The organism is Nonomuraea sp. NPDC049419 (genome assembly GCF_040676995.1).
In the GTDB taxonomy this organism is placed as follows: Bacteria; Actinomycetota; Actinomycetes; order Streptosporangiales; family Streptosporangiaceae; genus Nonomuraea; species Nonomuraea salmonea.
In genome coordinates this window covers 414007-437203 of sequence record NZ_JBFAQB010000006.1, presented here as the reverse complement: position 1 = coordinate 437203, position 23197 = coordinate 414007, and the positions used below count along the sequence as shown (strand labels likewise).

Annotated in this window: 22 protein-coding genes; 15 read left to right on the top strand and 7 right to left on the bottom strand. The window is 73.0% G+C overall.

What is annotated here, in order from left to right:
* Positions 1-9: 9 nt before the first annotated feature.
* The gene (locus AB0K12_RS21755; protein WP_364563849.1) at positions 10-1209 is read left to right on the top strand and encodes a BadF/BadG/BcrA/BcrD ATPase family protein; all 1200 of its coding nucleotides are present in this window, start codon (positions 10-12) and stop codon (positions 1207-1209) included.
* 294 nt (positions 1210-1503) lie between these two features.
* The gene (locus AB0K12_RS21750; RefSeq protein WP_364563846.1) at positions 1504-1695 is read left to right on the top strand and encodes a hypothetical protein; all 192 of its coding nucleotides are present in this window, start codon (positions 1504-1506) and stop codon (positions 1693-1695) included.
* Positions 1696-1817: 122 nt separating this feature from the next.
* Here the strand turns inward: AB0K12_RS21750 and AB0K12_RS21745 are convergent, their stop codons facing one another.
* Positions 1818-3038 (bottom strand): MFS transporter, encoded by a 1221-nt coding sequence (locus AB0K12_RS21745; protein WP_364563843.1) that lies wholly within the window; start codon positions 3036-3038, stop codon positions 1818-1820.
* 100 nt (positions 3039-3138) lie between these two features.
* The gene (locus AB0K12_RS21740) at positions 3139-3708 is read right to left on the bottom strand and encodes a TetR/AcrR family transcriptional regulator (RefSeq protein WP_364563840.1); all 570 of its coding nucleotides are present in this window, start codon (positions 3706-3708) and stop codon (positions 3139-3141) included.
* 83 nt (positions 3709-3791) lie between these two features.
* Here AB0K12_RS21740 and AB0K12_RS21735 point away from each other — a divergent pair, with 83 nt between their 5' ends.
* Genes AB0K12_RS21735 through AB0K12_RS21725 form a run of 3 tightly spaced genes read left to right on the top strand, consistent with a single transcriptional unit; the run spans position 3792 to position 6091 of the window.
* The gene (locus AB0K12_RS21735) at positions 3792-4610 is read left to right on the top strand and encodes an NAD(P)H-binding protein (RefSeq protein ID WP_364563836.1); all 819 of its coding nucleotides are present in this window, start codon (positions 3792-3794) and stop codon (positions 4608-4610) included.
* 34 nt (positions 4611-4644) lie between these two features.
* Positions 4645-5499, top strand: a complete 855-nt coding sequence (locus AB0K12_RS21730) for a haloalkane dehalogenase (protein ID WP_364563833.1) — start codon at positions 4645-4647, stop codon at positions 5497-5499.
* 31 nt (positions 5500-5530) lie between these two features.
* Positions 5531-6091, top strand: coding sequence for a TetR family transcriptional regulator (locus AB0K12_RS21725; RefSeq protein WP_364563830.1), 561 nt, complete (start codon positions 5531-5533; stop codon positions 6089-6091).
* Here the strand turns inward: AB0K12_RS21725 and AB0K12_RS21720 are convergent.
* From AB0K12_RS21720 to AB0K12_RS21710, 3 genes are all read right to left on the bottom strand, one after another.
* Positions 6073-6831, bottom strand: coding sequence for a GNAT family N-acetyltransferase (locus tag AB0K12_RS21720; protein ID WP_364563828.1), 759 nt, complete (start codon positions 6829-6831; stop codon positions 6073-6075). The genes AB0K12_RS21725 and AB0K12_RS21720 overlap by 19 nt on opposite strands.
* Positions 6832-6959: 128 nt before the next feature.
* Positions 6960-8258, bottom strand: coding sequence for an ankyrin repeat domain-containing protein (locus AB0K12_RS21715; RefSeq protein WP_364563826.1), 1299 nt, complete (start codon positions 8256-8258; stop codon positions 6960-6962).
* A gap of 145 nt (positions 8259-8403) precedes the next feature.
* The gene (locus AB0K12_RS21710) at positions 8404-9426 is read right to left on the bottom strand and encodes an aminotransferase class V-fold PLP-dependent enzyme (RefSeq protein WP_364563823.1); all 1023 of its coding nucleotides are present in this window, start codon (positions 9424-9426) and stop codon (positions 8404-8406) included.
* A gap of 100 nt (positions 9427-9526) precedes the next feature.
* Here AB0K12_RS21710 and AB0K12_RS21705 point away from each other — a divergent pair, with 100 nt between their 5' ends.
* The 7 genes from AB0K12_RS21705 to AB0K12_RS21675 all read left to right on the top strand — a co-directional run bounded on the left by AB0K12_RS21705 (position 9527) and on the right by AB0K12_RS21675 (position 17067).
* Complete coding sequence (locus AB0K12_RS21705) at positions 9527-10261, top strand: GntR family transcriptional regulator (protein ID WP_364563821.1); 735 nt, start codon at positions 9527-9529, stop codon at positions 10259-10261.
* A gap of 141 nt (positions 10262-10402) precedes the next feature.
* A complete protein-coding gene (locus tag AB0K12_RS21700) occupies positions 10403-11452 on the top strand; it encodes an ABC transporter substrate-binding protein (protein ID WP_364563819.1) in 1050 nt (349 codons plus the stop codon).
* Positions 11449-12540 (top strand): ABC transporter ATP-binding protein, encoded by a 1092-nt coding sequence (locus tag AB0K12_RS21695; RefSeq protein ID WP_364563816.1) that lies wholly within the window; start codon positions 11449-11451, stop codon positions 12538-12540. The genes AB0K12_RS21700 and AB0K12_RS21695 overlap by 4 nt, the downstream gene beginning before the upstream one ends.
* On the top strand, positions 12504-13496 hold the full coding sequence (locus AB0K12_RS21690; RefSeq protein WP_364563813.1) for an ABC transporter permease: 993 nt from the start codon (positions 12504-12506) through the stop codon (positions 13494-13496). Before AB0K12_RS21695 ends, AB0K12_RS21690 begins: the two co-directional genes overlap by 37 nt.
* Positions 13493-14299 carry an ABC transporter permease gene (locus AB0K12_RS21685; RefSeq protein WP_364563811.1) on the top strand — a complete coding sequence of 269 codons (807 nt, stop codon included), beginning with the start codon at positions 13493-13495 and terminating at the stop codon, positions 14297-14299. The genes AB0K12_RS21690 and AB0K12_RS21685 overlap by 4 nt, the downstream gene beginning before the upstream one ends.
* 11 nt (positions 14300-14310) lie before the next feature.
* Positions 14311-15453 (top strand): FAD-binding oxidoreductase, encoded by a 1143-nt coding sequence (locus AB0K12_RS21680; RefSeq protein WP_364563808.1) that lies wholly within the window; start codon positions 14311-14313, stop codon positions 15451-15453.
* Between the two features lie 69 nt (positions 15454-15522).
* The gene (locus AB0K12_RS21675; protein WP_364563805.1) at positions 15523-17067 is read left to right on the top strand and encodes an AMP-binding protein; all 1545 of its coding nucleotides are present in this window, start codon (positions 15523-15525) and stop codon (positions 17065-17067) included.
* Here the strand turns inward: AB0K12_RS21675 and AB0K12_RS21670 are convergent.
* Positions 17051-18097, bottom strand: a complete 1047-nt coding sequence (locus AB0K12_RS21670; protein ID WP_364563802.1) for an aldo/keto reductase — start codon at positions 18095-18097, stop codon at positions 17051-17053. The genes AB0K12_RS21675 and AB0K12_RS21670 overlap by 17 nt on opposite strands.
* Before the next feature lie 67 nt (positions 18098-18164).
* Positions 18165-19433 (bottom strand): PP2C family protein-serine/threonine phosphatase, encoded by a 1269-nt coding sequence (locus AB0K12_RS21665; protein WP_364563800.1) that lies wholly within the window; start codon positions 19431-19433, stop codon positions 18165-18167.
* Between the two features lie 120 nt (positions 19434-19553).
* Here AB0K12_RS21665 and AB0K12_RS21660 point away from each other — a divergent pair, with 120 nt between their 5' ends.
* From AB0K12_RS21660 to AB0K12_RS21650, 3 genes are all read left to right on the top strand, one after another.
* Positions 19554-20438 carry a S1 family peptidase gene (locus tag AB0K12_RS21660; RefSeq protein ID WP_364563797.1) on the top strand — a complete coding sequence of 295 codons (885 nt, stop codon included), beginning with the start codon at positions 19554-19556 and terminating at the stop codon, positions 20436-20438.
* A gap of 192 nt (positions 20439-20630) precedes the next feature.
* Positions 20631-21989 (top strand): hypothetical protein, encoded by a 1359-nt coding sequence (locus tag AB0K12_RS21655; RefSeq protein WP_364563794.1) that lies wholly within the window; start codon positions 20631-20633, stop codon positions 21987-21989.
* Positions 21990-22166: 177 nt separating this feature from the next.
* Complete coding sequence (locus tag AB0K12_RS21650) at positions 22167-23180, top strand: TauD/TfdA family dioxygenase (RefSeq protein ID WP_364563791.1); 1014 nt, start codon at positions 22167-22169, stop codon at positions 23178-23180.
* The last annotated feature ends 17 nt before the right edge of the window (positions 23181-23197 follow it).

The window sequence follows — 23197 nt, the reverse complement described above, 5'->3', positions numbered from 1 at the left end:
AGAGCGACCATGGACCTCTTCCTCGGCATCGACGCCGGCGGCACCTCCACGCGTGCCCTGCTCACCACGTCCACCGGCGAACGCGCCGGCTATGGCCTGGCCGGTGGCGGGAACCCCGTCGCACACGGCGTAGCTGCCGCACTCGCCGAGATCACCACTGCCGTCAAGCAAGCGCTAGGTGCGACCGACTCCGGCCGGGTGGTGAACGGGGTGATCGGCCTCGCCGGCCTCGGTGCATTGGAGGACCCCGCCGTACACGCCGCCTTCACCCGCGCCTGGGCCGACTGCGGCCTGCACTTCCCGGTACGCGGCGTCGAAGACCCCCTGCTCGCTTTCGTAGCCGGCACCCCTGACCCCTCGGGCCACGTCCTTTTGTCGGGCACAGGAGCCGTAGCCCTGCGCGTAGCGGACAGACGGGTCACGAAGGTCGCCGACGGCCAAGGCTGGCTGCTGGGCGACGAAGGCTCCGGCTTCTGGCTCGGCCGCGCCGCCGCCCGCCACGCCATCCACCACCTCACCGCCCCACCACCCCATCCCACCGCCGACATGCCGGGCGCCCGCTCGATGCGATCGGGAGCGGAGGACCTGGACGACTCCCCAGCGGGGCAGCCCGTCGCCATCCATACGTCCGTGGACCAGGCGCCCCAACCCGCGTCGGAAAGTGCGGGCGACGCCGCGGGTCGCTCGGGTTCGGCGGGGCGTGTGGGGGACGCCCCGGCCCGCTCAGGCCCAGCGGTGCATGTGGGTGGCCGCGTTCAAGGCGCGGGCGTCGGCGGGGCGGAGGGTGAGTTGGCGCGGTTGGTTGCTGAGGCGGTGGCTGGGCCCGGGGTGGAGTTGAGCTCACGCACCGCTGATCTCATCATCATTCGGGCGCAGGCTGCGCCCGTGGCGACGCTCGCGCCGCTGGCTCCGCTCGTCGGGCAGGCCGCCGAGTCGGGTGACCCGGCGGCTGCTGCGATCATCGAGTCGGCCGCCGATCGGCTGCTGGCCACGCTGGCCAGGGTCCGGGCGCCTAAGGAGACGTCGCCGATCGTGCTGGCCGGTGGCGTTCTGACGGCGCAGGGGCCGCTGCGGGAGCGCGTCCGGCGGTTGTGTGCGGAGCGGTGGGCCGCCTCGGTCGCCATCGCCGGTGACACGGCCGCCGCAGCGGCCTGGCTTGCCGCCGGGGCTCACGGCGCTCACGCCGACTGGCTCGCCAGCGGCTCCTGAGCCACCGCGCACCCACCGGCCCCGCCACATCCGGCCCCGCCACATCCGGCCCCGCCACATCCGGCATCGGTCCGCCGGCATCCGGTAGCCGGCTCCCGGCGCCTGGCCCCTGCCCTCGGCGCCCGGGGCCGGAGGTGCGTGCGCGTTGTTCTCCCAGCTCATCGCCGGTCCGGTTCGTTAGCGCGGCAGTGCGTGCCGCTGCGCAGGCTCGGCCGAAGCGATCGGCAAGTGGTCTAGACCAATAATAATGAGATCTGCGAGGACAACGGACGGGCTGCAGGGTGGAGGTCGGAAATGGGTGGGCTGGTGGCGGGGTTGTCGGTGGCGTGTGGGGTCATCGCTGCGTTGGTGTGCTGGATCGTGCTCAAGGGTCTTGGCGCGGATGATGTCGTGGCCTTCACCACCAGTGCGGGGGCGGTTGTCGTCGTCAGTGGGGCGGTGGTGGGGCTTGTTCAGTTCGTCAGGAGCTTCGAAGACAGGACATGAGGGGTCTGTGGCAGGGGGGGTGACTGATCAGGTCGGGTTCCGTCGGTGGGACTCTGGCGGACGGCGCTCGGCGAGCGCCATGACATTTCCCGTCACGGCGGGCGCTGAGCGGCCGCCTTTGGTCAGAGCTGGGCCTGCTCGATGTCCCGGAGGCCGTGCAGGGCGCGCCACGTCGGCAGGGGCGACAGGAGGATGATCACGGCGGCGGTCCAGAGCGCCGGACGTACCCCTGCGGTTTCGGCCAGTACGCCGCCCAGCAGGGCGCCCGCGGGGAAGATGCCGGTCACGAAGCAGCGCATGGTGGCGTTCACCCGGCCGAGCAGCCGGTCGGGGCAGAGCCGCTGGCGCAGGGTGACGCTCGTGATGGCGTACACGATCTGTCCCAGCTCGCCGGCGGCGGTGCCGAGCACGAGCAGGGTGACGCCCCAGCCCGGGGTGGCGAGCGGCGTGAGCAGCCCGGCGGGCCCGGTCACGGCCAGGCAGAGCCAGACGATCCGGGCAGAACCGTACCGACGGGCCAGACGCGGGGTGATGGCGGCGCCCAGCATGACGGTGACCGAGCCGAGCGCGAGCACCGCGCCGATCGCGGCGGGCGGGAGGCCGAGCGTACGGACCATGAAGACGAACCCGGCCGCCGAGGCGACGCCGAAGGAGAGGTTGCCGGCCGCGCTCGTCACGAGCAGCGCGCGCAGCACGCGGGTCCGCGCCACGAACGCCAGCCCCTCCCGGATCTGCCCCGCCATCCCGCTCCCGGCGCCCAGGGGCGGGACGGCGGGCTCGCGGGCGGCGATCGCCAGCAGCGACCCGGCCGACACGACGAACGCGGCGGCCTGCACCAGCACCACGTTCGCGGCGCCGGCGAGCGTGGCCGCCCAGCCGCCGAGGCCGGGCCCGGCGAGCTGGCCGCCCGCCCGGATGGTCTCCATGGCGGCGTTGCCCTTGAGCAGATCAGGACCGGCGACGGACGGCAGGTAGCTCTGGTAGCCGACGTCGAAGAACACCCGGGCGACGCCGGTGAGCAGCGACACGAGCACGAGTTGCGCGATGGACAGCGTGCCGAGGAGCGCCGCGACCGGGATCGTGACGAGCAGGGCGGCCCTGACCAGGTCGGCGGCGACGAGGACCGGGCGGCGGCGTACGCGGTCGAGCCAGGCTCCTGCGGGCAGCCCGATCAGCGCGAACGCGACCGTCCCCGACGCCGTGACGAGACCGAGCTGCAGCGGGGACGCGTGCAGGGTCACGACGGCGAGCAGCGGGATCGCGACGGCGCTGACCTGGGCGCCGAGCTGGCTGGTGGTCTGCCCGAGCAGCAGCAGACGGAAGTCGCGCGAGGCGGTGGACATGCGGGCCTCCGGAGAGCCGATGGATACGGCCCCCACCACCCGCGGGCCCCGGAAAGGCGTCGCTAGGGGAGGGGGACGATACCGCCCCCCGGCCCGCGGGTCAAACGGCGAGTGAGTCGATCCAGCGCTCCAGGCGGTGTCCCTCCACGGTCATCAGCTCGGGATCGCGGAAGGTGTTGGTGAGCAGGGCGACGCCCTGGTACGAGGCGAACAGCCCGACGGCCAGCTCTCGTGCGTCCGCCCGTCCCATGGCCGCGAACTGCGTCTCCACCCAGTCGAGCAGCCGCCGCATCACCCCGGCGATCGCCTTGTCCAGGCCGTCGTCGCGCTTGTCCAGCTCGGAGGCGAGGGTGCCGGTGGGGCAGCCGAAGCGGGCGGTGACGTCGGGCCGGCTCATCCAGCCGCGCAGCAGCGCCTTGAGGCGTTCCTGGGGGACGGGGAGTTGTTCGAGGCCGGCGATCAGGGTGTCGAGCTCGCGGCCGTGCTCGTCGATGGCGGCCTGGATGAGCTGGTCCTTCGTCTTGAAGTAGTAGTAGACGTTGCCCACGGGGACGTCGGCGGCCCGCGCGATGTCGGCCAGGGTCGTCTTCTCGACCCCGCGCTCGTGCAGCACCTGTACGGCGGCGCCCGCCAGCCGCTCCCGCTTTCCCGGCCGCTTTGAGTCAGTCACCTGACTAACTATAGACAGCCCAGCCCTCCGCCCGCTATGGTCTCCGTTCTAAGTCAGTCAACTAACTAATAACTGAGGTCTTCATGTACGTCATCACGGGTGCCACAGGGAACGTCGGCGCCGAGGTCGTCCGCCTGCTCGCCGCCGCGGGAGAGCAGATCACCGCCGTCTCACGGAACCCCGCGCCGCAGCCGGCGGGCGTCCGGCACGTCGCGGCCGACCTCGGCGATCCGGGGAGCCTCAAGGCCGCCTTCGCCGGGGCGAGCACGTCGTTCCTGCTGGTCGCCGGGCAGGAGCCGGAGGCCGTCCTGAAGACGGCTCAGAGCGCGGGGATCCGGCGCGTCGTCCTGCTCTCCTCGCAGGGCGCGGGAACCAGGCCCGGCCTGTACGCGCACCCGGCCGCCTTCGAGGCCGCCGTCCGCGCATCCGGCCTGGAGTGGACGATCCTGCGCCCCGGCGGCTTCTTCACCAACACGCTGGCCTGGGCCGGATCCGTGCGCGAGGGCCGGACGGCCGCCGCGCCGTTCGCCGACACCGCGCTGCCGTTCATCGACCCGGCCGACATCGCCGAGGTGGCGGCCATGGTGTTGCGGCAGGACGGGCACGCGGGACGGACGTACGTGCTCACCGGACCCGAGCCGATCAGCCCGCGCGAGCGGGCCGCGGCGCTCCGGCGGGCGCTCGGCACCGAGGTGCGCTTCATCGAGCAGAGCAGGGACGAGGCCCACGCCGAGATGGCGCGGTTCATGCCGCTGGAGGCCGTCGAGGCCACCCTGTCCGTCCTCGGCACGCCGACGGCCGCCGAGCAGCAGGTCAGCCCCGACGTGGCCACCATCCTGGGCCGCGCACCGCGCACGTTCGCCGACTGGGTGGCCCGCCACGCCGCCGCCTTCCGCCCCTGACCACCACCGACTTCGCCACAGAAAGGGCCGCATCATGCCCGTGACCCGCATCCTCGGCTCCACCCTCCACCACCGGGAGACCGGAGCGGGGCAGCCGATCGTGTTCCTGCACGGCAACCCGACCTCCTCCCACCTCTGGCGCGACGTCATGCCCGCCGTCGCAGAGGGCCGCCGCCTGGCGCCCGACCTCATCGGCATGGGCGAGTCCGGCAAGCCGGACATCGACTACACGTTCGCCGACCACGCGGCCTACCTGGACGCCTGGTTCGACGCGCTGGACCTGGACGACGTGCTGCTCGTCGGCCACGACTGGGGCGGCGCGCTGGCCTTCGACTGGGCCGCCCGCCACCAGGACAGGGTCAGGGGCATCGTCGTCACCGAGGCCGTCATCAAACCGATGACCTGGGAGGAGTTCCCCGAAGGAGGCCGCGACCTGTTCAGGGCGATCAAGACGCCGGGCACGGGCGAGAAGATGATCCTCGACGACCCCGACTACCTGCGCCGCTCCCTGCCCGCCACCGCCGCCACCCCGCTGGGGGAGGACGACCTGGCGGCCTACCTGGGGCCGTACCCGACGCGGGAGAGCCGCCGCCCGCTGCTGCGCTGGGCGCGGTCGCTACCGCTCGGCGGCCAGCCCGCCGACGTGGTGGCCAGGATCGAGGCGTTCGGGGCGTGGGCGGCGGCGAGCACGCACGTCCCCAAGCTGGTGCTCGCCTTCCATCCCGGCCCGGGGGCGATGTGGACACGGGAGACGCTCGCCTGGTGCGCGGCGAACCTCGCCGCCGTCGAGATCGTCGAACGCCCTGAGGTGGCAGGCCACCACACCCCGGAGGACCGGCCGCAGGCCGTCGCGGAGGCCGTCACGGCATGGCGGCACGCGCTCGCCTGAGTCGTACAAGTGTTGGCCTACACTTGTTGGCATGGCGTTCACAGAGAGGTCGGCGGCGACCAGGAACGCGATTCTCGCCGCCGCCAGGAAACTGCTCATCGAGCGAGGCTACGAGGCCATGACGATCAGGGCGGTCGCCTCCATGGTCGGCGTCGACCCCTCGATGGTCATGCGCTACTACGGCAGCAAGGCCGGGCTGTTCAGCGCGGCCGTGGACGTCGACCTGCGGCTCGGCGCCGTGGGGGAGGCGCGGGCCGACCGGCTGGGCGAGCTGCTCGTCCGGCACTTCCTGGCCCGCTGGGAGGGCGAGCTGTCCGACGACGTGCTGGTCCTGCTGCTGCGCTCGGCCAGCACCAACCCCATGGCGGCCGAGCGCATGCGCGAGGTCTTCCAGGAGCAGATCGCCGGTTTCGTCACCCAGGTGACCAAGGCGCCCGACGCGGCCTACCGGGCCGGGCTGGTCAGCACCCAGCTGCTCGGCCTCGCCCTGACCCGTTACGTCCTGTGCCTGCCGCCGATGGCCGAGGCCGAGGTGGAGGACCTGGTCCGCGACATCGGCCCGGTGGTGCAGGGCTATCTCGCCGGGCCTTGAGCGGAGATGTGCAGCATCTCGCCCACCTTGCGGTAGCCGACCCGCAGGTAGACGCGGGCCGCCCGGTCGTCGGCCGGGGTCAGGAACGGCGTCGTGATGCCGGCCTTCGCGCCCGCCCTGGTCAGCAGCGCCGTGACCGCGCCGCCGATGCCGCGCCGCCGATGTGAGGCGGCCACGGCGATGCCCGCGACCTCCGCCACCCCCAGGTGCGGGCCGCCGAGCTGGCCGGCGCCGACCACCTCGCCGGTGGCGGTGTCGACGGCGGCGGCCATCAGGCCGCCCCGGCCGAGGACCCCGCGCAGCCTGGCGACGTCGTGCTCGGTCGCCTCGGGAGCCTCGAAGGCGGCGTTCATCACCCGGGCGGCGCCCCACAGGCCGGGATCGTCGTCGACCAGCGTGACCTCGACGCCGGGCACGGCCTCGTCCGCGACCGCGTCGGGCGGGCAGATCAGCAGCGGATAGCGGCCCTCCGCCACGAACCCGGCCGCCTCCAACGCCTGCTCGACCCCGGGAGCGGCCTGCGGCACGTACTCCAGCCGGGGGGTGCGCGCCCGCTCGCGGAAGGCCGCCACCAGCGCCGCGACCTCCTCGGCCGTGGGCGTGACGCCGTCGTCCGGGATCGCGTAGTTGAACGGCAGGGCGTCGTCGTGCTCGTCGAACCGGATCGTGAACGGTCCGGCCCGGTGGGCCTGGTCGCCCGCGGCCGCTCTGAGGTAGGCGTGCACGTGAGTGCTCAGCACGTAGGGTCCTTGTCTTTCGGGGGAGTCGAGCCGGTCAAGCGTAGTCGTGAACGTTTCCACCCGAGAAGCCCGCAGGTGGCCGTGGCGGTGCGGCGGTTCCCAGCCGACCACCGCCGCGCCCCGCCCGATCAGCTCTCGCGGGTGAGAAGCAGGGCGTCGATGGCGGCGTCGCCGGTCGGCGGGCCATGCCGGGTGGGGGCGCCGGCCTCGACCAGCGCGCGTACGGTGCCGAGGTAGTCGCCGTCCTCGGCCCGGTTGTTCCGCAGCCCCCACAGCGCGCAGTCGAGCGGCGTCGGCCCCTCGTCGTCGAACGCGCAGTCGGCGAGATCCGCCCCGCGCTCGATCAGCAGCCGTACGGTGGCCGTCCGCCCCTGCATGGCCGCCTGGTCGAGCGGCGTGAAGTTGCTGTAGCCCCGCGTGTCCACCGCCATCCCGGCATCCAGCAGCGCCCGCACCACCTCGGTCCGGCCGAGCAGCGCGAACTGCCCGAGCAGCCAGCCGAAGTGCCCGTCGTGCGGCACGCCCAGCACCGGCACCGGCGCGACCGGCAGGCGGGCCGACTCGCCGCGCGCCACCGCCAGCACCGCCGCGTCCACCGGGTCGAGCTCCGCGGTCGCGCCGCGCGAGAGCAGCAGCTCGTACGCCGCCAGGTGCCCGCAGCGGGCGGCCAGCGCCAGCGGGCGGCGGCCGACGTCCCAGCGGTCCCAGGGCAGGTCGATCCGGGCGCCCGCGTCCAGCAGGATCGTCAGGATCGTGGTGCTCCTGCCCCGGACGATCGCGTGGTGCAGCGCGTGGGCGGCGTTCACGTCGGCCCCGTGCGCGAGGAACCAGCGCAGCCCGTCGGCGTCCTCGAAGTCCAGCTTGCGGACGATCAGCCGCTCGAAGCCCGGCCGGTACAGCAGGTCGAGGAACGCGGTGCCGGACTGCTCGCAGGCGTGGTAGAAGGCGTCCTCGTCCGGCGTGGCGCCGCGGTCGACGAGGAGGCGGGCGAGGCGCAGGTCACGGCGTTCGACCGCGTCGAACAGCGCCGTGCGCCGCCACTCGCCGCCGTTCTCCGGCGTGTGCGCGCCGGGGTCGGCGCCCGCGTCGAGCAGGAGGCGGGCGCACTCGCGTACGCGGGACTCCGGCGCGGTGGCGCGGCGCAGCAGCACGAGCAGCGGGTCGAGCCCGCCGACCGGCTCCCGCGCGGCGTCCCCGGCGGCGAGCAGGCCGGTCAGGGCGGCGGGGTCGGCGAGGACGAGGGCGCGTTCGATGCCGTGCAGCGAGGTCGCGCGGACGTGCTCGACCAGGCGGGGCCAGCTCGGGAAGCCGTAGGCGCGGGCCAGCTCGTGCTGGGCGCGGCTGAGCGGGATGCCGCGGTCGCGTTTGCGGGCCTTGGCCTGCTTGCGCAGGTGCTCAAGGGATGGGCGCGTGGGTAGCTCGGACACGGCGAACCTCCGTCTGCCCGGGTCCGCGTGCACGGGACGAGGTCCGTCGGTGGTGTGAGGTCGTGCTGCCGGTGGGATAGTCCCTGCCCCGCGGACCGGATGCGCCCGGCGAACGCGCCCCCCATCCTAACCCGCCCCCCGCCTTTCAAGGCGTGGTCAGGGCCGCGACGGCGCGGTCCACGTCCTCCTCCGTGGTGTAGAGGTGGAAGCTGGCGCGGACCTTGCCCTCGCGCACCGCCGCCCGCAACCCCGCCGCCTCCAGCCGCCCGCCGGGCGCGTCCACCGAGACGATCGCCGAGTCCGACGGGTCCAGGCCGAGCCCCGCCCTGAACCGGTTGGCCAGCGCCACGTCATGGTCCCTGATCCGCTCGACGCCGATCTCGTTGATCAGCTCGATCGCGGGCGCCGCGCCGACGTAGCAGAACCAGGCCGGCGACAGGTCGAACGCGCGGGCGTCGGACGCCAGCCGCAGCGGCGGGCCGTAGTAGGAGCCGCCCTCGTCGGAGCCCGCGTACCAGCCGGCGGCCAGCGGGCGCATCCGCTCGCGCACCCGCGGCGACAGGTACGCGAACGCCGCCCCGCGCGGCGACATCAGCCACTTGTACGCCGCGCACGCCAGCACGTCCACATCCGAGACGTCCACCGGCAGCCAGCCGCACGCCTGCGAGCCGTCCGCGATGACCAGCGCGTCATGGGCGCGGGCGGCGGCCACGACGTCGGCGAGCGGCGTCACGTACCCGGTGAGCGACTGCACGAGGCTGAACGCGACCGCCGCCGTGCCCGGCGTGATCGCGTCGGCCAGCCGGTCGGCGGGCACCGTCACCACGTCCGCGGCCACCGCCCACGGGAACAGGTTGCTGGTGAACTCGATCTCCGGCACCACCACCCTGGCCCCGGGCGGGAGCGCGGTGGCGACGAGCGACATGAGCTGGGAGACCGTCGAGCCGATGGTCACGTCCGCGGGCCGCGCGCCGACCAGCTCGGCGAACGCCGCCCGGGACCGCCCGACGGAGGCGTCCCACGGCTTCCAGTCGCTGGTGCCGTGCCGCCAGTCGGCCAGCACGGCCTGCAGCTCCTCGACGGCGCGGCGGGGCGGCAGGCCGTAGGAGGCGGTGTTGAGCCAGCCGGGGGCGGCGTCCCAGAGCTTCGCGGCAGCGGCGATGTCCATGTGATCAGCCTAGGACGAGCCTCCCGCAAAACCGGACAATCCGAAAAGTTATGACTATTGGAGTATTGACATGACTAATCGCTACAAGCAGTATTTTGGCATGTCAGAACGTGACCTCTTGCTCCACCTGCGGATCCGCAGGGCGCTTGAGGCACGCATCAGAAGCGGACAGTGGGGTCCGGGCACCCGGATCCCCACCGAGGTCCAGCTCTGCGAGGAGTTCGGCGTCTCGCGCATCACCGTGCAGCGAGCCCTGCGCGACCTCGCGGACGCCGGACTGATCGTGCGCTTCCGCCGCCGCGGCAGCTTCGTCGCGCAGGCCATCGGGCAGCACAACCTGCTGCGCTTCACCGGCCTGCTGATCCAGGGGGCGGAGATGCACGGAGACCACCGGGTCGTCGCGGCCCAGGTGCTGCCCGCCCGCGCGGCGCGGCTGCGCCTGCCGGGCGTGCCCGACGACGAGGCGGTCGTCCAGATGGAGCGGCACAAGCTGAACGCGGCCGGCAAGGTGATCAACACCGAGCTGCACGTGCTGCCGTTCCGGCTCGCCCCCGACCTGCTCGACCAGCCGTTAGAACCGTTGACCACCCACGCCTACCTGCGCGATCGCGGAGTCGAGCTGGTCCGCGCCAGGCTCTACGTCGAGCCGTACGCCGTCGGCCAGGACGAGGCGGAGCTGTTCGGGCTCGCCCCCGGCACCCCCGTCTTCCGCTGGACCCGCGAGACCTGGACCCGCCGCGGGGAGATCGCCGAGCTCCTCGAAGAGATCGTCACCCCCGGCTCCGAGCGCTTCTACGTCGAGACCGACCTGAGCGGCTCCTCCGACCGCCACTGACCGACCGCCCTCCCGTACGAAAACGCCACCTCGTCGCGCCCGCGTGCGCCACGGCGACGTCGTCGCCGACCTGCCCGAAACCGGTACGACCGGCCGTGCCGTCGGCCATCCAGCCCCGAACCGCCCCCTTCGGAGGTCGCCATGAAAGCCTCTCTGACCGCCGCGCTCGCGGCCGCGGCGCTCGCCGTCGCCGCCTGTGGCGCACCGACACCATCCGCCGCCCCCGGGACGCTGGTCGTGGCCGGATACGGCGGCTCGTACGAGGAAGCCTTCAAGCAGTCCGTCATCCCCGCCTTCGAGAAGTCCTGCTCCTGCCGGGTCTCCTACATCGCCGGCAGCTCCACCGACACCACCGCCAAGCTGAAGGCGCAGAAGGAGTCGCCGCAGATCGACGTGGCGCTGATCGACGACGGCGTGCAGAACCAGGCCGTCGAAGCCGGCCTGCTCGCCCCGCTCGACCCCAAGACGGTCACCAACCTCTCGCAGGTCATCGACCTCGCCCGGCTGCCCGGCGACGTCGGCGTCGGCTTCTCGCTGAACGCCACCGGCATCGCCTACAACAGCGACTACTACGCGCAGAACGGCCTGCCCGCCCCCAAGCGGCTGGCCGACCTCGCCGACCCGCGGCTGCGGGGCAAGCTGGTGATGCCGTCCATCACACAGACGTACGGGCTGGGCGCGCTGCTCATCGCGGCCAAGGTCGGCGGCGGCTCCGAGCACAAGATCGACCCAGGGTTCGCCGGCGTCAGGAAGATCGCGGCGAACGCCGTCACGTTCGACACCACCGCCGACGTGTCCAACTTCTTCCTCCAAGGCCAGGCGGTCGCCTCGATCTGGGGCAACTCGCGGGTGCAGACGCTGGCCAAGAAGGGGTTCCCCGTCGAGTTCGTCTATCCGGAGGAGGGCGCGCTGCCGCTGATCGCCACCGTGAACGTGGTGAAGGGCGCCCCGCACGCCGACCTGGCGCAGAAGTTCGTCAACACGCTGCTGGAGCCGTCGGCACAGCAGGCGCTGGCCGCCTCCGCCTTCAACGGGCCCGTCGTCAAGGGCGTCGAGCTCGACCCCGAGCTGGCCGCCGCTGTCGTCGGCCAGGACAGGGCCGCCGAGCTGCGCAAGCTCGACTGGGCGGCGATCAACAAGAACCGCCCGGCCTGGACGGACCGCTGGAACAAGGAAATCGAGACCTCATGAGCGTGGCGAGCGTGACCGGGGCGGCGACGGACCAGGGCGTGCGGCGCGGGCGGCTGCGGCTCGACGGCGTGCGCAAGGTGCTGGGCGGCAAGGAGGTCGTCTCGGCGGTGGACCTGGAGACCGAGCCGGGCGAGTTCCTCACGCTGCTCGGCCCGTCCGGATGCGGCAAGACGACGACGCTGAACATGATCGCCGGGCACCTGGCGGCCGACGGCGGCCTGATCGAGGTGGACGGCCGCGACATCACCGCCGTGCCGCCGCACCGCCGCTCGATGGGCATGGTCTTCCAGTCCTACGCCCTGTTCCCGCACATGACGATCGCCGACAACGTGGCGTTCGGGCTGCGGATGCGCAAGGTGGGCGGGGCCGAGCGGCGCCGGCAGGTCGCCGACGTGCTGGAGCTGGTCGGCCTGGACGGCATGGCGCAGCGCCACCCCCGCCAGCTGTCCGGCGGCCAGCAGCAGCGGGCGGCGCTGGCCAGGGCGCTGGTCATCAAGCCCGACCTGCTGCTGCTCGACGAGCCGTTCTCCAACCTCGACGCCCAGCTGCGGGTACGCCTGCGCGACGAGGTGTCGGCGCTGCAGCGCCGCATCGGCACCACCACCATCCTCGTCACCCACGACCAGGAGGAGGCGCTGGCCGTCTCCGACCGCATCGCCGTCATGGCCGGCGGCGTCATCCACCAGCTCGACCGGCCCAGGGAGATCTACCTGCGGCCGGCGACCGACTTCGTGGCGCAGTTCATCGGCGAGGTGAACACGCTCGACGGCACCGCCGCGGGCGGGCACGTCTGCGAGGTGGGCGGCGGCACCGTCGGCGGCACGCCGGTGGGCGAGGCGCCCGGCAAGGGCGCGGCCGTGCGCCTGTACGTGCGGCCGGAGGTCGTACGGGTGGCCGCCGGCGCGGGGGAGGGGCTGCGCGGCCGCGTACGCGAGACGCGCTTCCTCGGCTCCCGCATCCGCTGCGTGGTGACCACCGCGGCCGGCGAGGTGACGGCGGCGCTGCCGTTCGACGCGCGGGTGCCCGCCGAAGGGGAGGAGGTGACCTGCTCATGGCGGCCATCGGACGCGTCACTGGCGACCAGGTGACCGGCGCGGCCACCTCCGCGACCGGGAGTCCCGCGACCGGCGGCTTCGGGAACGGCAGCGCCACGACCGGCGGTCCCGGGAGCGCCTCGGGGAGCGGTGGGTCGGTGCGGGCGGCGGCGGCGAGGCCGCTGTGGCGGACCGGGCTGCTGCTGGCGCTGCCCGCCATCGCGATCTTCGCGCTGCTGTTCGTGGCCCCGCTGTTCACGCTGGTCGCCAACAGCTTCAGGACCCAGACCGGCGCGTTCACCCTCGACAACTACGTCCGCTTCCTGGGCGACCCCTTCTACCGCGCCGTGCTCTGGAACACCCTCAAGGTCGCCGCCCTCACCACGGCAGGCTGCCTGCTGATCGGCTACCCGTTCGCCCTCTACATGCGCGGCCGCTCGCCCAGGACCCGCAACCGGCTCGCGCTGCTCCTGCTGTCGCCGCTGCTCATCAGCATGGTCATCAGGGCGTACGGCTGGCTGGTGGTGCTCGGCCCGAACGGCCCCGTCGCGTCCGCGCTCAAGTGGCTCGGCATCACGCCGCCGCAGCTGCTCTACAACGACACCGCCGTGCTCATCGGCATGGTGCACGTGATGCTGGCGTACATGGTCCTGCCGCTGATGGGCAGCCTCGACCGGATCGACCCGACGCTCGTGCCGGCCGCGCGCGGGCTCGGCGCGCCGGGCTGGACCTGCTTCTGGCGGATCACGCTGCCGCTGTCGGCGCCCGGCATGCTGGCAGGGGCGATGATCGTGTTCAGCCTGACCGCCTCCAGCTTCGTCACCCCGGCGATCCTGGGCGGACCGAAGGTGAAGCTCATGCCGTACTTCGTCTACACCCAGGCGACCGTCAACCTCGACTGGCCGTACGCGGCCGCCATCGGGTTCGTGCTGGTCGTCGTCACGACCGGGCTGCTGCTCGGCTACTCGCGGCTGCTGCGCAGGCGCGGCGGGGAGGCGGTGTTCGGATGACCCGGCTCACGAGGGTGCTCGGCGGCGCGTTCGCCGCGCTGGTCGGCGTGTTCCTCATCGCGCCCGTCGCGGTCACCGTGGCCTCCTCGCTGACCAGCACCTCCTACGTCACGTTCCCGCCGCAGGGCCTCACCCTGCGCTGGTACGCCGAAGTGCTGGCCAAGCCCGAGTTCCTGGCGTCGTTCGCGCTCAGCGCCGGCGTGGCGGCCGCGGCGGCGGCCATCTCCGCCGTCGTCGGCCTGGCCGGCGGGCTGGCCATCCACCGCTACCGCTTCCCCGGCCGCGCCCTGCTGGAGGGCGTGCTGTCGAGCGCGTTCGCGGTGCCGACGATCGTGCTCGGCATCGGGCTGCTGCAGTGGTTCGCCCAGATGGGGCTGGCCTCCAGCCCGTTCACGCTGCTGCTCGCCCACCTCGTGCTGACCGTCCCGTACGCGGTGCGGCTGGTGCTGGCCGGGCTGTCCGGCTTGGACCGGTCGGCGGAGAAGGCGGCGGCCGGGCTCGGCGCCCCGCCGTTCCTGGTGTTCTGGCACGTCACGCTGCCCGCCGTGCGCGGCGCGCTGATCGGGGGCGCGTTCTTCGCGTTCATCACCTCGTTCGACGACCTGACGGTGGCGCTGTTCGTGGTCACCACCGACCTGCAGACGCTGCCCGTACGGATCTTCAACTACATGCAGTACGACTACGACCCCACCGTCACCGCCATCGGCACCCTCATGGTGCTGTTCGCCGTGGTCGCGGTCGTCGTCATCGAACGTTTCGTCGGCGTCGCCAAGCTGTTCGGCGCCGACGAGGAGCACAAGTGAGAGGAGCAAGCGTGCGAGTCGTCGTCATCGGCGCGGGGGTGATCGGTTCCGCGGTCGCGGCCGGCCTGACCCGGCGCGGCGCGCGGGTCACGGTGCTGGAGGCGGGCACGCCGGGAGCCGGTACGACGTCCACCTCGGTCGCCTGGATCAACGCCAACAACAAGACCCCGCAGGCGTACTTCGACCTCAACCACGCCGCCGTCTGGGCCCACCACCAGCTGCCGGGCGGCTGGTTCCACCCCACGGGCAACCTCGAGTACGCGGTCACCGACGACCACAAGGAGCAGCTCGAAGCCCGCGTCTCCCGCCTCCAGGACATGGGCTACCCGGTCGAGCGGGTCACCGCCCGGCGGGCGCTCGCCCTCGAACCCGACCTGGTGCCCCCGCCGCCGGGCACCGAGCACGTCTTCTTCCCGGTCGAGGCGTACGTCCAGCCGCTGCGGCTGCTCGGCCGGCTGCTCGGCGAGGCCCGCGACCGCGGGGCCAGGCTGGAGTGCGGCGCCGAGGTCACCGCGATCGAGACGGGGGCGTCCGGGGTGAAGGTGACGGTCGCGGACGGGCGGACGTTCGCCGGCGACGCCGTCGTCACCTGCGCGGGCCGCTGGACCGAGCAGGTGGCCGCGCTGGCCGGCGCCACCGTCCCCATGCTGGACCCGGCCGTGTCGGGCACTGTCACCAACGGCTTCCTGGTCACCACGACCGCGGTGCCGGCCCGGTTGTCGCGCATCCTCACCACCGCCGCGCTCAACCTGCGCCCCGACGGCGGCGGGCGCATCCTGCTGCAGGCGCTGCCCCTCGACCACCTCGCCGATCCGGCCGCCCCGGTGCCCGCCGAGGTGCTCGCCAAGATGATGGCCCTGCTGCCCGGCGTGCTGCACGCCACTGACGGCGCCGCCGTAGAGCGGGCCGTCGTCGGCCGGCGCGCGATGCCCGGCGACGGGCTGACCGTGGCCGGGTTCGCCGACCCCGACCGGCGGGTCTACACGGTGGCCACGCACAGCGGAGTCACGCTGGCGCCGCTGCTGATGGACGAGGTGGCCGGGGAGCTGTACGGGGAGGAGTCGGCGCTGCTGGCCCCCTTCCGTCCCGGCCGCTTCACCGACGGCACGGCCGGGCCCGCGCCCGTTCCGGCGCGCCGGCCGGGACAGCAGTGACGTTCCGTCCTGTCGTCAGCGGGTACGCGTACCTCGTCCTGGCTCGTACCGGATGGTGAGGGGACGGCGGTGCTCGGACGGCTGATCGACCTGGGCGGCTTCGGCGTGGAGGCCGCCGCCACGCTCACCCGCAACGGGCTGCTCGGCCCGGTGCACCCGGCCGCGCTGGCCCGCATGGTGGAGGCGTACCGGCACTTCCACCTCACCCCCGCCACCGGCGTGGCCGTCGCCGCGGCCCGCTGGCCCGATCGTGAGGCCGTGATCGACGAGGCGGGCACCGTCACCTTCGCCGAGCTCGACGACCACGCCGCCGCGCTGGCGGCCGGCCTGCACCGGCGGCTCGGCGTCGGGCCCGGCACCACGGTGGCGGTCATGTGGCCCAACGACCGCGGCCTCCCCGCCGCCGTCGCGGCCGTGTCCAGGCTCGGGGCCGACCTGCTGCTCCTCAACACCGGCATGGCCGGGCCCCGGCTGCGCGAGGTGCTGCGGAGGGAGGGCGTGCACGTGCTCCTCGCCGCGCCCGGGTCGTCGGAAGTCGAGTTCGGCGGCCCCTACATCAGCGGCCTCGACGACCTCGCTGATGCTGGGGAGCCTGGGGATGAGCCGCCGCCGTACCCGAAGCGGCCGGGGCGGCTGGTGCTGCTCACGTCCGGCACGACCGGCACCCCCAAGGGGGCGCCGCGGCGGCTGTCCATGGGGGCGATGGCCGAGCCGTTCGTGTCGATGCTGGGCACCGTGCCGCTGCGCGGCGGCGAGCCGATGCTGATCGCGCCACCGCTGTTCCACGGGCTCGGCCTGCTCTGGTACGCCGCCGCGCTCGTCCTCGGCTGCCCCGTCGTGCTGCTGCGCCGCTTCGACGCGGCGGCCGTGCTGGACGCGCTCGACCGCACCGGCGCGGGCGCGCTGATCGCCGTGCCGGTGATGCTGCGCCGCCTGCTCGACCTGCCGCCCCGGCCGCTGCCCCGCCTGCGGGTCGTCGTCTCCGGCGGCTCCGCCCTGCCCGCCGGTCTCGCCACCCGCTTCATGGACGCCTACGGCGACGTCCTGCACGACCTGTACGGCTCCACCGAGGCCGGCTGGGCCGCCCTGGCCACCCCCGCCGACCTGCGCGCCGCGCCCGGCACCGTCGGCCGCCCGCCACGCGGCACCACCGTCCGCATCGAGGACCCGTCGGGCGGCGAGCTGCCGTCCGGGCAGGTGGGACGGGTGGTCGTGGCGGGCGGGCTGACGTTCGGCCCCGGCGGCCCGCTGGCCACCGGCGACCTCGGGCACCGCGACGAGCACGGGCGGCTGTTCATCGACGGCCGCGACGACGACATGATCGTCTCCGGCGGCGAGAACGTGTTCCCGCAGGAGGTGGAGGACTTCCTCGCCGCCCGGCCCGGCGTGGCCGACGTCGCCGTGCTGGGGGTGAGCGACGAGGAGTACGGGCAGCGCCTGGCCGCCTACGTCGTCCCCGAGGACGGGGCCGAGCTGTCGGCCGACGAGCTGCGGCGGGCGGTCAAGGAGGAGCTGGCCGGGTACAAGGCGCCGCGCGACGTGGAGTTCGTCTCCGAGGTGCCGCGCAACCGGACCGGCAAGGTCGACCGGGCACGGCTCACCCGGCCGCGATGAGCCGCTCGACCGGCGGGTTGACCCGGGCGAACCCCTCCTGATTCCGGTAGGGGAAGTACGGGTACGCCGCGGTGACCTCGCTCGCCGCGTCCAGCCTGCGTACCTGCTCGGCTGTGAGCCGCCAGCCGACGGCGCCGAGGTTCTCGCGCAGCTGCTCCTCGTTGCGCGCGCCCACGATCACCGAGGCCACGCCGGGCCGGGTCAGCAGCCAGTTGAGCGCGATCTGCGGCACGCTCTTCCCGGTCTCCTTCGCGACCTCGTCCAGCGCGTCCACGACCCGGTAGAGGAGCTCGTCGGCCACCGGCGGGCCGTACGCGGCGGTCTTGTGCAGCCGGCTGCCCGCCGGGATCGGGCTGCCCCGCCTGATCCTGCCGGTCAGCCGCCCCCAGCCGAGCGGGCTCCACACCAGCGCGCCGACGCCCTGGTCGAGGCCGAGCGGCATCAGCTCCCACTCGTAGTCGCGGCCGACGAGCGAGTAGTAGACCTGGTGGGCGACGTACCGGGGATGGCCGTGCCGGTCCGCGGCGGCCAGCGACTTCATGAGCTGCCAGCCGGAGAAGTTGGACACGCCGACGTACCGCAGCTTGCCGGCCGTGACCAGGTCGCCGAGCGCGCCCAGCACCTCCTCGACCGGGGTGGCGGCGTCGAAGGCGTGCAACTGGAACAGGTCGATGTAGTCGGTGCCGAGGCGGCGCAGCGCGTCGTCCACGGCCGTGATGAGCCGCGAGCGCGACGTGCCCGCGCCGTTCGGTCCGTCGTGCATGGGCAGGCCCGCCTTGGTGGAGATGAGCACCTTGTCACGCCGCCCCTTCACGGCCTGGCCGAGCACCTCCTCCGAGGCGCCGTCGGAGTAGACGTCCGCCGTGTCGAACATGGTCAGCCCCGCGTCGAGCGCCACGTCCACCAGGCGTCTGGCCCCTGCCACGTCGGTGTCGCCCCAGGCGCCGAACAGCTCGCCCCTGCCGCCGAACGTGCCGGCGCCGAAGCTCAGCGCGGGCACCTCGAGCCCGCCCAGCCGCCGATATTCCACAACATCCTCCTAAATGGTACGGATTTACCGTTAAGGACGGTAGCACATTAATGGCATATCTTTTCCGTTAAGCGTTCCCGGCGGCCTCCGGCGGCAGGCCCGTCAGCGCCTCGGCACGTCCCTTCGGATACGGCCTGCCCGGCCACTCCACCAGCAGCACCGTCGCGTCGTCGCGCAACCGGCGCTCGTGGTAGGCGAGGTGATGATGGATCAACCGGCGCAACGTCTCCGGCACCGGCAGCTCGTCGGCCTGATGCCGGGTGAGGAAGTCGGCGAACCGCTCCATCCCGAACTCCTCGCCCTGCCGGTTGCGCGCCTCGGTGATGCCGTCGGTGTAGAGGAGCAGCCGGTCGCCCGGCTGGAGCTGCGCCCGGCACTCCGTCACCGTCTCCGCCAGCCCGATGCCCGCCGGCGGGGACGGCGGGCAGTCCAGCTCGACCGTCGCCCGCCTCCTGACGATCACCGGCGGATAGTGGCCGCAGCTCACCCAGAGCAGCTCGCCGCTGAGGATGTCGAGAGTGGCCAGCAGGCACGTCGCGAACCGCTCCCCGCCGAACTGCTCCGTCAGCTCCTCGTCGATCCTGGCCGCCCACTGCGCGGGCGTCATGCCGGACTGGCGGCTGTTGCGGAGCGTCGTCAGCGCCAGGTTCGCGGTCAGCCCGGCCGCCGTGTCGTGGCCCATCGCGTCGAAGATCGCCAGGTGGGCGACGTGACCCTCGATCGCGTAGTCGTAGACGTCGCCGCTCACCTCGTACGCCGGCTCCATGACCGCGCTGACCACCAGCCGGTCGGTCGCGAACGTCCGCTGCGGCATCAGCCGCCACTCCATCTCCGCCGACACCGTCATCCGCCGCCGGCGGACGAGACGGCTGTAGGAGTCGCTCAGCGGCCGCTTCGAGACCACCAGCAGCGCCACCAGCCCCGCCAGCAGCTTCATGTCGTGCACCGTCCCCGCGTCCGCGCCAGGGGCGGTGATCCGCAGCACCCCCAGCCGGTCCGTGCCGTCCACCAGGGGCACCCACCACTGCTCCGGGTCGCGCGCGGTCGCCGGCAGGATCTCCCCGTGCTGGAACGCCCGGCCCGCCACCGTGCCCTCGACCCCGATCTCCGCCTCCTGCGCCTCCCCGGCCGGCGCCGGCTCCGCGACCAGCGGCGACAGCACCTCCTGCTGCAGGTCCGCCAGGTAGATCACCACGTCGCGCAGCCCCGCCGGGGCCGCGTGCTCCGCCACCAGGCCAGGGATCTGCTCCAGGGTGCAGGTGTGGGTGGCGGCGATGAGCTCCCCGAGCATGGACGCACGCGCCGCCACGGACGCGGAGTCTCGGTGAGCGATCATGCACTCACGGTTATCATCCGCCGATGGGCGCGGCGGGCCATAACACGGTGATAGGGGGAAAATGATAGGGATCCGCGGAGGTCGTACCGGCTTACGGTGGGTGACAGGAGGCCCGCCTGCATGAACGTGTACCGCCTTGCCGTCACCACCCTCGCTCTGCTCGTCGCCCTGATAGGGACATCCGCTCTCCCGGGCACCCCCGCCTCGGCCGGCGCCCGCCCCCTGGCCGCGCTCGACGCCGACAAGAACCGCCTCGACGCCGCCGGCCGCCTCGCCGGCCCGGACGTGCACGCCTGGTACGCGGACGCGACCACCGGCGAGATCGTGATCCTGGCCGCCGACCCCGCCGAGGCCACCGCCTTCGCCCGCGCGGCAGGAGCGGACCCGTCCGCCGTACGCGTCGAGCCGTCCGCCGCCCGCCCCGCCCCGTACGCCGACATCCGCGGCGGCGACGGCTTCATGGTCGAGGGCAAGGGACGCTGCATCGTCGGCTTCACCGTACGCAGCGGCACCACCGGCGGCTTCCTCACCGCCGGCCACTGCGGCGAGCGCGGCGACGTCGCCACCACCGCCGACGGCACCCCGATCGGCGTCTTCGAAGCCTCCTCCTACCCCGGCGACGACTACGCCTGGGTCTCGCTCTACCCCGGCTGGAACCCGCGCGGCGCCGTCGTCGCCCTCGGCACGGAACGCCCCATCCGCGGCGCCGGCCCCGCCCCGATCGGCGCGTCCGTCTGCCAGGCCACCCCGATCGCGGGCTGGCACTGCGGCGTCATCCAGCAGCGCAACGTCACCGTGAACTTCCCAGAAGGCGTGATCACCGGCCTGGTGCGGACGAGCGTGTGCGCCGAGCCCGGCACGTCGGGCGCGCCCTTCGTCTCCGGCGATCAGGCCCAGGGGCTGACCGTGGGCGGCTCGGGCAACTGCGCGACGGGCGGCACCACATACTTCCAGCCGGTCGCCGAAGCGCTCTCAGCCCTGGGCCTGACCCTGGTCACGTCCTGATCCTCGCGCGGAGGCTGGTCCTCGCGAGGAGGCTTCCGGCCGTGCGCCAGCGCGGGCCGGGAGCCTTGGCCTGCGGCTAGTCGCCGAGCAATGCGGTCACCATCCGCGGCCGGGCGAAGACGATGAGCATCACGTTTCAGTGATCACGTTCGAGAACCGAAATTGTCGTGGCCGCTCGATAAGGTCCCGGCCATGGCGGAAGCGGTGGCGCCGGCGGGGCGTACGGAGGTCGCGCGAGCGTGGGCCGAGGCGCTCACCCGCATCCGGGCAGGCGACGTGCCCGGCACCGAGCACTACATCAGCACCCTCAGCCCACCCCAGCGTGCCGCGATCGCAGCCGAGCTACCTGGTCACGTGACGCGCAACCTCGGCTGTGCGGCGACACCCCTGCTTCTGGCCGGCGCCGGTTGTCTCAGCGAGCCCGCAGAAGTGGCGTCCTGGCTGTTCAAACCCGAGCTGCAACCCGACAGGGCAGAGCCGCCGCGCAAGGACAAGCGCTCGTGCCCCGAACGCACCGAGAGCCGGCGCCTGCTCGCCCTGCTGCGCCGGAGACCGCCGCAGTGGCAAGCCGACGTGGCTCGCCACATCACCTCCCGCCTGCGGCTCCCGGAGCTCCGGCACTGGGAGGTGGCAGCCGAGCTGACCCGCGAGACGGGCATCCAGCCACCCGGCGACCACGCGTTCATCGTGGGCTGGCTGCGTTCGTTGCGATCGTCGCCACCCGGCAGTCCGGCGAACGACCCGCTCTCCGCCGCCTACGCCCCGCACCTCCTCGACTTCGACGGCCTCACCCACGCCGACCTGTGGCTGCTGGTCGGCGCAGCGACACGCCTCGTTGAGGACGGCCTACTCACCCGCACATCCGTCCTTGAGACTCTCCTCCACAAGCTGACCCAAGAATCCAGCTCCGCCCCGGCCCGCCCCATCAACGCGCGGTCGGCCCGCCCGCATGCGGGCGCCTCCGCCCGCTTCACCCACCCGATCTCGGGGCCGATGGCAGCCACCGGCCGGATAGAGAGGCAGCCGCGCTTCGGCGAACGGCCCACCCCCTGCGAGGCCACTGATCCACGTGCAGGCCGCCTGACATCGGCCCACCTCGTGGGCCTGCACGACCGCCTCAACCTCACCCTCGACGAAGCGGCCCCCCACGCCCCCGACTACGTGCGCCTGCTCTCCATCGGGCCCCTCGCGGTCGCCGTCATGGCGCTGTCCCAGCTGTGGCGCCTGGAAGAAGCCGGACACCTGACCGAGGGCTTGTTCGCAGAAGCCTTGCATGCCCTGACATACCGTCCTGAGAAGAAGCTGCTGCGCGCAGCCGTGGAGTGGGCAGACGAGGCGGCCCTACGCGACGCATCCCGCACCGACGTCATCCTGGCATCCCTGACCCCCGTCCTCACCCAGGACACCCCCGCCCTGCGAGAACGCGCCGCCCGTCTGGCGATGCGATTGGCTGCGCAGCCAGGACCGAGGGAACGCGCGGCGACCCGCCAGGCAACCGCGCACCAAGCCACCGACCTGCGCGAACGCCTCCCGCCTGTCACCCCCTTATGAGAAGGAGAGCGCCCGAAGGACGGCTGTCATCGGTCCCGTCGAGGGCAAGGGGACGCGGTCGTTTCGCTGCTGGTGAAGATGTTCTGCCATGGGCGATGGCGGGCTGTGCCGGGTGGCCGGGGCGGGGAAAGTGGAGGCGGCGGACCGGCCGGCGGTCGTTGGGAAGGCGGTGGCGTCATGGTGGTCGAGCTGGCAGCAGGGCCAGGCGAGTGGCGGGCGGACGACGTTCGTGGAGACGAGGCGTGGATCGTACGGCTCGATGAGGAGCATCGGCGAGAAGTGCTCGCGGCGGTTCGCGCGACCGGGAGGGGCACCACCTCCCGACCCACGGCCACGAACCGGCAAGCCGATCCCCGCCCAGCGCCGGCTGCCGACCCAGCGCTGAATCCCGGCTCGGCTGACGATTTCCCGTTGCCGACGTTGAGGCCGGTGCTGGAGGGCGTTCGGGAGGAGCTGGTGGGTGGGCGGGGGTTCGTCCTGGTGCGCGGGGTGCCGGTGGAGGAGATGACGCAGCGGGAGCGGGAGGTCGCGGCGGTGGGCCTGGCGCGTCAGGTGGGCGAGGTCATGCCGCAGGGAGCCGAGCGAGCGCCGCTGATGCACGTACGGGACACGGGCGCCGACCCGTCGCAAGGACGGACGCGAAGTTACGAGCATCGTGGGCGGCTGGGTTATCACAGCGACCCGTTCGACGTGGTGGCGTTGCTGTGTGTGCGGCCGGCGAAGGCGGGGGGATCGAGCGCGATCGTGAGCTCGGTGGCGGTGCACAACGAGATCGTCCGGGTGAGGCCCGACCTGGCAGAGGAGCTGTATCAGCCGTGGTGGCACGATCGCCGCACCGGAGACGGCCCGGACAGCTTCTACACGAAGCCGATCTGCGTGCGGCGCCCCGACGGCGGGCTGTCGATCGCGTACGGCCCCGATTACCTCCGCTCGGCGCAGCGGGGCGCGAGCGTGCCCCCGCTGACGGCCGCGCAACTGGAGGTGATGGCGTTGCTCGACGAGCTGACGAACGATCCCCGGTTCGCGGTGACGATGGAGCTGCAGGCGGGCGACATGCAGTTCCTCAACAACCACGTCGTCCTGCACAGCCGCACCGCCTTCGAGGACCACCCGGAGCCGGAGCGACGCCGCCACTTGCTGCGCTTGTGGGTGACCGTGCCCAGAAACGGGACGGACACGACGGCATGCTGACCTCGTTTCATCAGGAT